The 12,621-nt window shown below is 66.7% G+C and carries 10 protein-coding genes and 1 pseudogene; 7 read left to right on the top strand and 4 right to left on the bottom strand.

Translation table 11 applies throughout. The features are described from left to right. Nucleotides 1-297: 297 nt before the first annotated feature. The 5 genes from GTK09_RS19570 to GTK09_RS19550 all read left to right on the top strand — a co-directional run bounded on the left by GTK09_RS19570 (nt 298) and on the right by GTK09_RS19550 (nt 5,376). Nucleotides 298-582: an acyl carrier protein gene (locus tag GTK09_RS19570; RefSeq protein WP_163465128.1), complete on the top strand. Its 285-nt coding sequence runs from the start codon at nt 298-300 to the stop codon at nt 580-582. Between the two features lie 133 nt (nt 583-715). Next, nucleotides 716-1,927, top strand: coding sequence for a beta-ketoacyl-ACP synthase (locus GTK09_RS19565; protein WP_163465127.1), 1,212 nt, complete (start codon nt 716-718; stop codon nt 1,925-1,927). A gap of 84 nt (nt 1,928-2,011) precedes the next feature. Next, entirely contained in the window at nt 2,012-3,298 is a 1,287-nt protein-coding gene (locus tag GTK09_RS19560; protein WP_163465126.1) for a beta-ketoacyl-ACP synthase, read from the top strand. 33 nt (nt 3,299-3,331) lie between these two features. Further along, nucleotides 3,332-4,420, top strand: coding sequence for a zinc-binding dehydrogenase (locus GTK09_RS19555; protein WP_163465125.1), 1,089 nt, complete (start codon nt 3,332-3,334; stop codon nt 4,418-4,420). Beyond that, complete coding sequence (locus tag GTK09_RS19550) at nt 4,417-5,376, top strand: lipid A biosynthesis lauroyl acyltransferase (protein WP_163465124.1); 960 nt, start codon at nt 4,417-4,419, stop codon at nt 5,374-5,376. Before GTK09_RS19555 ends, GTK09_RS19550 begins: the two co-directional genes overlap by 4 nt. A gap of 146 nt (nt 5,377-5,522) precedes the next feature. On the opposite strand, the gene GTK09_RS19545 is transcribed toward GTK09_RS19550, so the two are convergent. Both GTK09_RS19545 and GTK09_RS19540 read right to left on the bottom strand, forming a co-directional pair. Continuing rightward, the gene (locus GTK09_RS19545; protein WP_163465123.1) at nt 5,523-5,951 is read right to left on the bottom strand and encodes a L,D-transpeptidase; all 429 of its coding nucleotides are present in this window, start codon (nt 5,949-5,951) and stop codon (nt 5,523-5,525) included. A gap of 235 nt (nt 5,952-6,186) precedes the next feature. Continuing rightward, nucleotides 6,187-6,795, bottom strand: a complete 609-nt coding sequence (locus tag GTK09_RS19540; protein ID WP_163465122.1) for a hypothetical protein — start codon at nt 6,793-6,795, stop codon at nt 6,187-6,189. 599 nt (nt 6,796-7,394) lie between these two features. Between GTK09_RS19540 and GTK09_RS19535 the strand changes: the two genes are divergently transcribed. Beyond that, the gene (locus GTK09_RS19535) at nt 7,395-8,279 is read left to right on the top strand and encodes a DMT family transporter (protein ID WP_163465121.1); all 885 of its coding nucleotides are present in this window, start codon (nt 7,395-7,397) and stop codon (nt 8,277-8,279) included. Between the two features lie 147 nt (nt 8,280-8,426). Beyond that, on the top strand, nt 8,427-11,888 hold the full coding sequence (pyc, locus tag GTK09_RS19530; RefSeq protein WP_163465120.1) for a pyruvate carboxylase: 3,462 nt from the start codon (nt 8,427-8,429) through the stop codon (nt 11,886-11,888). Here pyc and GTK09_RS19525 read toward each other — a convergent pair. Together GTK09_RS19525 and GTK09_RS27565 are read right to left on the bottom strand one after the other, a co-directional pair. Next, nucleotides 11,872-12,462 carry an AAA family ATPase gene (locus tag GTK09_RS19525; protein WP_163465119.1) on the bottom strand — a complete coding sequence of 197 codons (591 nt, stop codon included), beginning with the start codon at nt 12,460-12,462 and terminating at the stop codon, nt 11,872-11,874. The two genes, pyc and GTK09_RS19525, sit on opposite strands and share 17 nt — an antisense overlap. Before the next feature lie 43 nt (nt 12,463-12,505). After that, nucleotides 12,506-12,621, bottom strand: a pseudogene (locus tag GTK09_RS27565) (IS630 family transposase); the annotation flags it as partial.

Raw genomic sequence — 12,621 nt, 5'->3', positions numbered from 1 at the left:
TTCATTGCCTCCCGAACTGAATCTGCTGCCGAACCTTCGTGCAAGCCAGGAGGGTTGATCCCCGGCTAGCGCAACTTCAGCTTTGCGCAGTTTCCTCTCGACTTTCAAGTCGAGACTGTTGAAATCAGCGGGTATTCCGACGATCGTGCAGGCACACACGGCTCCGTCAAAATCCCCCAGCCGAAGTGCGTGCAGAGGCTTCGCCGCCCGTGGCGCCGAAGAGACTTTGCTTTTCGGCTGCCTTTTCCCTATAGCATCGCGCCAATCCACACAGACCAAGCGCATAAGGATGGGTCCTTGTCCTCAACATTCGACCGGGTCGCCGACATCATCGCCGAAACCAGCGAGATCGACCGCGCTGAGATCACCCCGGAAAGCCACACGATCGAGGATCTCGGCATCGATTCCCTCGATTTCCTCGACATCGTCTTTGCCATCGACAAGGAATTCGGGATCAAGATCCCCCTGGAGAAATGGACGCAGGAAGTGAACGAGGGACAGGTTCCGACCGAGGAATACTTCGTCCTGAAGAACCTCTGCACCAAGATCGACGAGCTGCGCGCCGCGAAGGCCGCCGGCTGAACGCGGCCGATCGCCGACGCTCCCCTCGTCGCGAAGATGCCGGCGCGGCGCTCGAATGACTTTGCCCGCCGCGGGTCGGCGTCGATGATGTTGCCCGCCCGTCCGCGGGTGTCGAGACTTACGGAACCTTCTCATGACTGACACGCCAAGGGACGTTCTGATCACCGGGATCGGTCTGGTCTCCTCCCTCGGCGAGGGCATCGGCACGCATCTCGATCTCTTCGCCATGGGGCCGGGTATCCACCCCAACATCAAGAGCGAGGGATACGCGCCCTATTTCGTCCACGGGCTGCCGCCGATCGACTGGTCGCGGCAGATCCCGAAGAAGGGCGACCAGCGCCAGATGGAGACCTGGCAGAAGCTCGGCACTTATTCGGCCGGGCTGGCGCTCGAGGATGCGGGCATCCCGATGGACGAGGCCGTGCGGGGCGAGATCGACATGATCGTCGCGGCGGGCGGAGGCGAGCGGGACGCGGCCGTCGACGCCATGGTGATGGACCGCGCGCGCGGCTCCAACGACGTCGGGGCGGTGATCAACGAGACGCTGTCGACCGAGCTCCGGCCGACGCTGTTCCTGGCCCAGCTCTCCAACCTTCTCGCCGGCAACATCTCGATCGTCCACAAGGTCACCGGCTCGTCCCGAACCTTCATGGGCGAGGAAGCCGCCGGCATTTCGGCGCTCTATTCCGCCAGGGCGCGCATCGCCTCCGGCCAGAGCGAGATCTGCCTCGTCGGCGGCGCGTTTTCGGCCGAGCGCAAGGATCTGATCCTCAATTTCGACCTCGCGGAGCTGATGCTGAAGGACGAGTGGCGGCCGGTCTTCGCCCGTGCCGGGGCCCATAGCGGCATCGCGATCGGCAGCGTCGGGGCCTTCCTCGTCCTGGAGTCGCCGGAACATGCCGCCAGACGCGCCGCGCGCGCCTATGCCCGGCTCGTTTCGGCTACCGGCGATCGTGGTCGCCGCGACCGGGAGCGGACGGCCAAGCGCTTCGCCGATCTCCTGCCGAACACGTCTGCGGCAAGCGGCGACGTCCTCGTCCTTTCCGGCGCGACCGGGCTCGGCGATCTCGTCGACATCGAGCGCGGCGTCCTCGCCGAACGCCTGCCGGGGGCGCCGATCCGCGCCTATGGCACGATGCTCGGCCATTCCTTCGAGGCGCAGATGCCCGCCGGCGTCGCGCTCGCTGCCGGTGCACTCGCCCGCAGAGCCGCGATCCCGCCCTTCGACAGCGGCGAGGAGCGGCCGGCAGACAGCGCGCCGCGCCATGTCGTCGTCACCAGCATCGGCCATCTCCATGGCGAGGGCGTCTGCCTGCTCGAGGCCATCGAAGGTGCCGTGTCGTGATCGCCGGCGTGGCCGTATGGTCGTGAGATCGCCGGCCGGTCACATCCGCAAATTTGCAAGTCCGTTCGATCGGAGGAAATGTCCATGAGCGCCAGCGACACCGATTTTCTCGGCCGGCCGATCATCGCCGTCACCGGTGTCGGCATCGTCTCCTCGCTCGGAAGAGGCGTCGAGGCGAACTGGGATGCGCTGACGGCCGGCCGCTCGGGCATCCACCGCATCGACCGCTTCTCCACCGAGGGCCTGCGCACGACGATCTCCGGCAGCGTCGATTTCATGGGCGAGATGGGCCAGACTTCGACGGGCCTTTCCTACGCCATGGCCGAGGCCGCCGGCTCCGAGGCGATCCGGATGGCCGGGCTCGACGACGAGGACTTCGGCGCGCCGCTCTTCCTCGCCGCGCCGCCGGTGGAGATGGAGTGGCAGCACCGCCTGAAGCTCGACGCGATGGACGGGGGCGACATCGAGGCTGCCGGCTACGACCGGCTGCTCGAGATCGCCCGCAAACATCCCGACCCGTCGATCTACCACCTCACCCAATGCAGCCGGATCTCCGAGATGCTTGCCGACCGGCTCGGCACGCGCGGCCTGCCGATCACCCTGTCCACAGCCTGCGCCTCAGGCGCCAGCGCCATCCAGCTCGGCGTCGAGGCGATCCGGCGCGGCGAGACGGACAGGGCGATCACCATCGGCACCGACGGCTCCATCACCCAGGAATCGCTGATCCGCTTCTCGCTGCTGTCGGCGCTGTCGACCAACAACGCCGTGCCGGAAAGGGCCTCCAAGCCCTTCTCCAAGGATCGCGACGGCTTCGTCATGGCCGAAGGCGCCGGCGCGCTAGTGCTGGAATCCTACGCTTCCGCCAAGGCCCGTGGCGCGACGATCTACGGTCTCATTCTCGGCTGCGGCGAACGCGCCGACGACTTCCACCGCACCCGCTCCAAGCCCGACGGCTCGCCGATCATCGCGGCGATCAAGGCCGGGCTCGCCGATGCGGGGCTTCCGCCGGAAGGCATCGACTACATCAACGCCCACGGCACCTCGACGCCGGAAAACGACCGGATGGAGGCGAACGGCCTTGCCGCCGTGTTCGGCGAGCGGTTGAAGCAGACGCCGATCTCCTCCAACAAGTCGATGATCGGCCACACCCTGACTGCGGCGGGCGCCATCGAGGCTGTGTTCTCGATCCTCTCCCTCAAGGAGGGTATCCTGCCGCCGACGATCAACCACGACAATCCGGATCCGGCCATCGACCTCGACGTCGTTCCCAATACGGCACGGCGGCAGGACATCGGCGCGGTGCTTTCCAACTCCTTCGGCTTCGGTGGGCAGAACGCCTGCCTCGTCCTCGGCCGCGCCCCCAGCGCCTGAGGACGGCCGAAGCATTTTCAGGGCCAAACGACCATGCGCGCACTCCAGCTCGTCGCCGACCGCGACCTTCGAGCCGTCGACGTTCCGCCGCCTCCGCCGCCTGCCGCCGGAGAGGTGACGCTTCGGATCGCCGCCGTCGCGCTCAACCACATCGACGTATGGGGCTGGCGCGGCATGGCGTTTGCCAAGCGCAAGCTGCCGCTCACCATCGGCGCGGAGGCCTCGGGCGTCGTCGAGGCGATCGGCCCGGGCGTCGCCAACGTCCTGCCGGGCCAGCTGGTGTCGGTCTATGGCGCCAGGACCTGCGGCCTCTGCCGGCACTGCCGGGCCGGCCGCGACAATCTCTGCGAAAACGTCGGCGGGGTGTACGGCTTTCACCTCGACGGCTTCGCCCAGGAAAAGATCAACGTCCCGGCCCGGCTGCTCGTCCCGGCTCCTCCTGGCTGCGACGCGGTCGGCGCGGCGCTCGCCCCGGTCACCTTCGGCACCGTCGAGCACATGCTGTTCGACAATGCGAAGCTCGAGCCCGGCGAAACGATCCTGATCCATGCGGGCGGCTCGGGCATAGGCTCGGCCGCGATCCAGCTCGCCAAGCGCATGGGCTGCACGGTGATCACCACGGTCGGCTCGGACGACAAGGCGGAAAAGGCCAAGGCGCTCGGCGCCGACCACGTGATCAACTACCGGGCGGACCGCTTCGAGGGCGTCACCCGCAAGCTGACGAAGAAGAAGGGCGTCGACGTCGTCTTCGAACATGTCGGCGCCGACACCTGGGCCGGCTCGATGCTGTGCCTGAAGCGCGGCGGGCGGCTGGTCACCTGTGGCTCGACCTCCGGCGTCTCGACCCAGATGAACCTGATGCAGCTCTTCCAGCAGCAGCTGAAGCTTCTCGGTTCCTTCGGCTGCCGGATGGAGAACATGGCGAACGCCATGGAGAAGATGGCCCGCGGCATCGTCCATCCGGTGATCGACACCGAGATCGGCTTCGACGGCATCGACCTCGCGCTGAAGCGCATGGAGGCCCGCGAGGTCTTCGGCAAGATCATCCTCCGGCTCGACGAGGCCTCTGACGGAGCGACGGGCCCGGCCGGCGGCGGGGGCGGCGAAGCCACCGCCGCATGAACCCGCGCTTCTGGAAACTGGCGATCAGGGCGAAACGCGCCGGCGACTTCATCGTCGCCAAGGCACTGTTCGGAACGCTCAGAGTGCTGCGGCTTCTGCCGGCGCCCGTGGGCCTCGCCTTCGCCGACCGGGCGGCGCGGCTTCTCGGCCCCCTCTCCTCTCGCCACCAACTCGCGAAGAAGAACCTCGCGCGGGCCTTTCCGGAAAAGGACGAGGCCTGGATCGAGGCGACGGCGCTGGCCAACTGGGGCCAGATGGGCCGGATCGCCGCGGAATTCGTCTATCTCGACGACCTCTTCGACTTCGATCCGGATCGGCCGAACCAAGGCCGTATCGAGGTCGCCGGCATCGACATCTTCATCGAGCTGCGCGAACGAAAGGGCCCGTTCATCTTCTTCACCGGCCATCTCGGCTGCTTCGAGCTTCTGCCGATCGGCGCGGCCGCCTTCGGCCTGCAATTCACCGCCCTGTTCCGCCAGCCGAACAACCTCTATGTCGCCAAGCGCGTCCAGGCGGCGCGGCGCACCGCCGGCGGCCATCTGATCCCCTCCAAGGCGGGCGCCGCCTGGTCGCTTGCCGGCATCCTCAAGGGCGGCGGCTCGGTCGGCGTCCTCGTCGATCAGAAGTTCGGCAAGGGTGTCGCGTCGACCTTCTTCGGCCTGCCGGTGAAGACCAATCCGCTGTTGCCGAAGCTTGCCCGTCAATATGGCGCCGAGGTCTATCCGGCCCGCTGCATCAGGCTGCCGAACGGTCGCTACAGGCTGGAACTGCAGCCGCGGCTCGATCTTCCGCGTGACGCGAGCGGCGACGTCGACGTCGAGGGGAGCTGCCAGGCACTCAACGACGTCGTCGAAGGCTGGGTGCGCGAACATCCCGACCAGTGGATGTGGTTCCACGACCGCTGGCAGATCATGGTCAAGCGCAGGAAGCGCAAGCCCACACGCTCGTTCGCATAGGAAAGCGCACTTCCACCACGTCAACGCCGGGGAGGATCGAACGCGCGTCGTCTTTGCACGGCGATCCCTCCGGCTGTCCCTCCGACGTCGCCCGCACGATCGAGGCGGGCAGCCGGGAGGCATCGTCCTTCCGGTGCCGTCGCCGCTCAGCGCTGGACGACGATCCGCGTGTTGCCCATGCCGGCCTGCTTGACCAGCGAGTAGAACACCTTGGCGTTGGCCGTGTGAAGGCGCACGCAGCCATGCGAGGCCGGGCGGCCGAGGCGGCTCACCGCGCCGGTGCCGTGGATGGCGTAGCCTCCGGAATAGAACACCGAATAGGGCATGGGCGACATGTCGTATTTGCGCGAGTACCACATGCGGTGCAGGCGCTTGGGCTTCCAGCTGCCCGTCGGCGTCCGATAGCCTTTGCGAGCCGTCGAAACCGGCCAGCGATACATCACCTTGCCGTTGTTGATGACGGTCAGCGTCTGGGACGAGAGATCGACCCTCGCGACGATGCCCGCTTCGGCACCCGTGACCATGGCGAAACAGGAGGCGACCGTCAGCGCGATCGCCAGAACAAACTTCTTCAAAACACCACTCCTGCCAAAACGTCGTCGTTATTTCGCCCCGAAAAAGCCTAATTCGGACAGCGCGCTGAAGCAATTGCCAAAGACGTGATTACAAATGCGACATTCCGCAAGGTTATCGCGAGGCCGACGACGGGGGCCCGAACTGTCGGGAAACGACGTGCAATGGCCCGTCACACCCGCGGTCTGACGGGCTGGCAGGCTAATGACGAACTGGGGGGGTGGACCGACCGGCTCTTCAGCCGCCCTGGGCTCGCTCGCCGTCGAGCGCCAGCATGTCGAAGTTGAAATCGGCACCGTCCGCCTGGTCGCGTCGCTGCAGCGCCGAGCCACAGCCGGCGAAACGAGACGCGCAGGCCGCGCTCAACGCACCGCCGAGGCCGAGCGCCTCGTCGAAACGTCGGACGAGGAGGCGATTCGGATCCGGCGCGTGCCGGCAGAAGCGGGCCAGCGCGGCGACGGCGTCGGCCGGCGGCACCCGTGCGGCGAGAATGCCCAGCGCGACCGCCGGAGCGCGCCGGACGCCCTGCAGGCCGTGCAGACACAATCGCGCCTCGTCCGGCAGTGCAGCCGTCCATTCGCCAATGGAGCGGACGAGATCGAGGCTCGGGCCACCGGGGCGGGTGTCGTCCTCGACGTCGTCGAACTCGACCTTCAGGTGGTGGGCCGGAGCGACGTCACGGGGGCCGAGATAGGAACGGCCGGGCGTGAGAATCGACAAGACGTGCGTCGCCGCCAGCTCGGCCTGAAACCGCCGCGCTTCCGACTGGCCGCAGACCTGCATCCGGCATGGCCAGCCCTGCAACTCCCGCCCCGCATCGACCAGCGAGTGAAACGTCGCGACCAAAAAGACCTCCCCGGCTCCGCCTGGCAAAAGCGTCCAGCGGACAGTAAGCACCCCACGAGCGGCGCGCCAAGATGAAAATCGGGTGCGGCATGTGGTGAGGGATTACATTTCGGTAATCGAGGGCCGAGCCCTCCCTGAACACCGCCCGCTTACGCGACGTCCGAGCGCGAACTTCTTCGGCGCGCGAGACCGTCCGGAGGCTGCTTGTTCGAGAATGGCCACGTGCTTGTCGCAGCAGCACAGGCGCCGAAGAAGCCGCTTCCGCCGGCATCGGCGAGGGTGCGAAGGACCGCCACCGATGGACGTCGGCGCTATGCCGTGAACGATGGAATCGATGGACCAAAAAAAAATCTGCGCCGCGGGAACCACGCTTCGGCCGGTGCATTAATCAGGCACCCCCAAGCGATCATCCCCCTCGATCGCAACATGCAGACGAAAAAGGGCAGCTCCCCCCTCGCTGCCCTTTTTCGTGTCTGCTCTTCGGCCCGTCCCCGCAGCCACACAGCACGGCTAAATCGTGCGGGAGACAAACGAGGCTTGCCCCGGCGGCCACTTAGGCGTTATCGCCCAAGCTTCGTTTTCCTCCCGGACCACTCCCCATGCAGACCGGCATCATCCTTGCCTTCGCGGCTTATCTCGCGTTTGCCTGCGGCGACGCGACGATCAAGGCCGTGGGCGATCGGCTGCCGATCTTCGAGGTCGGCTTCTTTCTCTCGCTGATCGCGCTGTTGCCGGCGCTCTTCACCAAGCGGCCCGAGGACAACTGGTCGAACGTCTTCGTCCCGAAGCGGCCCGGGCTTCTCGCCGTGCGGATGGTGAGCGGCACCCTCGGCGGCATTCTCGGCGTCGTCGCCTTCACCACCCTGCCCCTCGCCGAGGCCTATGCGCTGATCTTCCTTCTGCCGATCTTCGTCACGGTGTTCTCCTGGCTGGTGTTGAAGGAGGAGATCGGCTGGCGGCGCTGGCTCGCCGTCCTCGGTGGGCTGATCGGCGTCCTGCTCGTCGTCAGGCCGGGATTTCGCGAGGTCCTGCCCGGCCATTTCGCGGCGGTCGGCGTCGCGATCTGCGGGGCGATCACCGTCATCGTCCTGCGCGTCCTCGGGCCGAGCGAGCGGCGCGTGACGCTGATCGGCGCAGTCCTCGTCGCCGCAACCCTCGTCAACGGCCTGTTGATGCTGCCGGAATACGTGGCGCCCTCGCGTGATCTCTGGCCGCTGCTGGTCTTCGGCGGCCTCGTCGTCGGCATCGGCCACCTGCTGCTGGTCCTGGCGACGCGGTTCGCCTCCGCTGCCCGCGTCGCCCCGACGCAATACAGCCAGATCGTCTGGGCGACGGTGATGGGGGTGATGTTCTTCGAAGAGTTCCCCGACGGCATCGCCATGGCCGGAATGGCGCTGGTCGCGGTCTCCGGGCTCTTCACCTTCGTGCGCGAGAAGGAAAAGACCGTCTGGCCGGACAAGACGCCGCTGGTCAGAAACCGGTAGGCCAGCCGCATACATTTCGACGCCGGGCCGCGCTTCTGCAAACCGCTTTCGCACTTGCGAAATCCCGCGCCGCGCCGCAATCTTGTGCATTGGTGCCGCGCAGGATAATTCGGCGGCCCATCGGAACAGTTCGGGAGGGTGTTGTCCGTGGCCATCCGCAAGATTCTCGTCGCCAATCGTTCGGAGATCGCCATCCGCGTGTTCCGTGCCGCCAACGAACTCGGCCTGAAGACGGTCGCGATCTGGGCGGAGGAAGACAAGCTGGCGCTGCACCGCTTCAAGGCCGACGAGAGCTATCAGGTCGGCCAGGGCGCTCATCTCCCGAAGGACATGGGTCCCATCGAGAGCTATCTGTCGATCGAGGAGGTGATCCGGGTCGCGAGACTCTCCGGCGCCGATGCGATCCATCCGGGCTACGGCCTGTTGTCGGAAAGCCCGGAATTCGTCGACGCCTGCCATGAGGCCGGCCTTATCTTCATCGGCCCGTCGGCCGATACGATGCGCCGGCTCGGCAACAAGGTCGCCGCCCGAAATCTCGCCGTCGAGGTGGGCGTGCCGGTGGTTCCGGCGACCCCGCCGCTCCCCGATGACATGGCCGAGGTCCGGCGGATGGCCGCCGAGGTCGGCTTTCCGGTGATGTTGAAGGCCTCCTGGGGCGGCGGCGGTCGCGGCATGCGCGTCATCCGCGCCGAGAAGGACCTCGAGCGTGAAGTGATCGAGGCCAAGCGGGAGGCGAAAGCCGCCTTCGGCAAGGACGAGGTCTATCTGGAAAAGCTGGTCGAGCGGGCCCGCCACGTCGAGGTGCAGATCCTCGGCGACACCCATGGCAACGTCGTCGATCTGTTCGAGCGCGATTGCTCGATCCAGCGCCGCAATCAGAAGGTGGTCGAGCGCGCACCGGCGCCGTATCTCTCAAACGAGCAGCGCCGCGAACTCGCCGCCCATGCGCGCAAGCTCGCCGACGCGACGTCCTATGTCGGCGCCGGCACGGTCGAGTTCCTGATGGATGCCGACACCGGCTCCTTCTACTTCATCGAGGTCAATCCGCGCATCCAGGTCGAGCACACGGTCACCGAGGAGGTGACCGGCATCGACATCGTCAAGGCGCAGATCCACATCCTCGACGGCCATGCGATCGGCACGCCCGAATCGGGTGTTCCCGCCCAGGCCGACATCAAGCTCAACGGCCATGCCCTGCAGTGCCGGATCACCACCGAAGACCCCGAGCACAACTTCATCCCGGACTACGGCCGCATCACCGCCTATCGCGGCGCGACGGGCTTCGGCATCCGGCTCGACGGCGGCACGGCCTATTCGGGCGCGGTGATCACCCGCTTCTACGACCCGCTGCTCGAAAAGGTCACGGCCTGGGCGCCGACGCCGCAGGAGGCGATCGCCCGCATGGACCGGGCGCTGCGCGAGTTCCGCATCCGCGGCGTCGCGACCAACCTCACCTTCCTCGAGGCCATCATCGGCCACGAGAAGTTCCGCGACAATTCCTACACCACCAAGTTCATCGACGAGACGCCGGAACTCTTCCAGCAGGTCAAGCGCCGCGACCGGGCGACCAAGCTCCTGACCTATCTCGCCGACGTCACGGTGAACAGCCACCCCGAGACCAAGAACCGGCCGATGCCTGCGGAGGATCATGCCCCGCCGGTGCCGCCGCTGTTCGACGCGCCGATCCCGCCCGGCTCACGCCAGAAGCTCGACGAGCTCGGCCCGAAGGGTTTCGCCGACTGGCTGCGCGACAAGCCGGAGGTGATGATCACCGACACGACGATGCGCGACGGCCACCAATCGCTGCTCGCGACCCGTGCCCGGACCTACGACATCGTCGCCATCGCCGAGGCCTATGCGCGCGGCCTGCCGCAGCTTCTGTCGCTGGAATGCTGGGGCGGCGCGACCTTCGACGTCTCGATGCGCTTCCTGACCGAGGACCCGTGGGAGCGGCTCGCCCTCGTCCGCGAAAAGGCGCCGAACATCCTCCTGCAGATGCTGCTCAGGGGCTCCAACGGCGTCGGCTACACCAACTATCCGGACAATGTCGTCAAGCATTTCGTCGCCGAGGCGGCCAAGGGCGGCGTCGATCTCTTCCGCGTCTTCGACTGTCTGAACTGGGTCGAGAACATGCGCGTCTCGATGGACGCGGTGCAGGAGGCGGGCAAACTCTGCGAAGGCGCGATCTGCTACACCGGCGACCTGTTCGATCCGGCCCGCGCCAAGTACGACCTCAAATACTACGTCGCCCTCGCCAAGGAGATGGAGGCCGCCGGCGCCCATATCCTCGGCGTCAAGGACATGGCCGGGCTTCTCAAGCCCGCCGCCGCGCGGGTCCTGTTCAAGGCGCTGAAGGAGGAGGTAGGCCTGCCGATCCACTTCCACACCCACGACACGTCGGGGATCGGCGCCGCCACCGTGCTGGCCGCGGTCGAGGCCGGCGTCGATGCAGTAGACGCGGCGATGGACGCGCTGTCCGGCAACACCTCGCAGCCTTGCCTCGGCTCGATCGTCGAGGCGCTGAAGGGCTCGGACCGCGATCCGGGCCTGTCCGCGTCGGCGATCCGGCGGATCTCCTTCTACTGGGAGGCGGTGCGCGCCCAATATGCCGCCTTCGAGAGCGACCTGAAGGGGCCGGCCTCGGAAGTGTATCTCCACGAGATGCCCGGCGGCCAGTTCACCAACCTCAAGGAACAGGCCCGCTCCCTCGGCCTCGAGACCCGCTGGCACCAGGTCGCCCAGACCTATGCCGACGTGAACAAGATGTTCGGCGACATCGTCAAGGTGACGCCGTCATCCAAGGTCGTCGGCGACATGGCGCTGATGATGGTGAGCCAGGACCTTTCCGTCGCCGACGTGATGGACCCGAAGCGCGAGATCGCCTTTCCCGACAGCGTCGTCTCGATGATGCACGGCGATCTCGGCCAGCCGCCCTCGGGCTGGCCGAAGGACATCCAGAAGAAGGTGTTGAAGGACAAGGAGCCGATCACCGTCCGCCCCGGCTCGCTGATCCCCGACGCCGATCTTCAGGAAGAGCGCGAGACGATCGAGACGAAGATCGAGCGCAAGGTCAGCGACGCCGAGTTCGCCTCCTATCTTATGTACCCGAAGGTCTTCACCGAATACGCGCTGGCGGCCGACAAATACGGCCCGGTCTCGATGCTGCCGACACTGAGCTACTTCTACGGCATCGCCCAGGACGACGAGGTGCTGGTCGAGATCGAGCGCGGCAAGACGCTCGTCATCCGCTGCCTCGGCTTCGGCGAGACCGACGAGAAGGGCATGCGCACGGTGTTCTTCGAGCTGAACGGCCAGCCGCGCCGGGTGAAGGTGCCGGACCGGGCCCATGGTGCCACCGGCAACGGCGCCAAGGCGAAGGCCGACCCGGGGAATGCCAACCATGTCGGCGCGCCGATGCCGGGTGTCGTCTCGACGCTCGCCGTCGCCGCCGGCCAGGAAGTCACAGCCGGCGACGTGCTCCTCTCCATCGAGGCGATGAAGATGGAAACCGCGATACACGCCGAGCGCGACGGCAAGATCGAGGCCGTCCACGTCAAGGCCGGCTCGCAGATCGACGCCAAGGACCTCCTCGTCACCTATGCGGGGTGACGAGATCTCCGGCATGAGCGGGGGCGTCTGCCGGGAGTAGACCGTCCCGCTGCAGAACCGAGAGAACATGGTCGGCGCGTTCCGGGACCGAAGTTTTGGGCAAGACGTCGATCCGGTAGCCGAGGCCGGAATAGGCGACCAGCAGCCGTTCGTATTCGGCGACGGCATCGGGCAGCCCGTGTCGCCGCTCTTCGTCTCCGGCGAAGATTTCCGGCCAGGGCGGCGTCATGAAGACGCGGCGATGAAAGCGGCGGGCATCCGCCACGCCTGAAAGACAGTTCTCTCCCGTCGCGTGTTCCAGGGCCGCGGCGGCATCGATCAGTCCGCGGTCGAAGAACACGACGCCGTCGAGGGCAGACGCCATGTCGCAATCGCTTCGAGCCATCGCGATGGCCCGGCGTGCGAACGCTGCAAGGTCGATCCAGGGCAAGGCCGATCCGTCCCCCTGCCGTTCCTCGGCGACGATGCGCCGCCCGGGCTCCTCGACGACGCGGTGGCCGCGCCGCGCGAGTTCTGCCAATAGCGTGGTCTTACCGCCGCCCGAGCAGCCCGACAGGATGACGAAGTCGGCCATGGCGCTCTCCCCTTCGCATTGCTTTCTTTAGAGCGTCGGGCGTTTAATCTGCAACACAGCCTGCAGCCTTGAAGTAGTTCCAGCATTCGTCGGGTGTGAAGAGGGCGCAGATGTCGCCGACGGCCCGCCAGAGTTGGTCCAGAGTGCGGGCGGCCGCCT

This window comes from Jiella pacifica (assembly GCF_010500815.1).
Lineage (GTDB): Bacteria > Pseudomonadota > Alphaproteobacteria > Rhizobiales > Rhizobiaceae > Jiella > Jiella pacifica.
The sequence above is the reverse complement of the archived record's forward strand: the minus strand, read 5'-3'. Positions and strand labels throughout refer to the sequence as shown.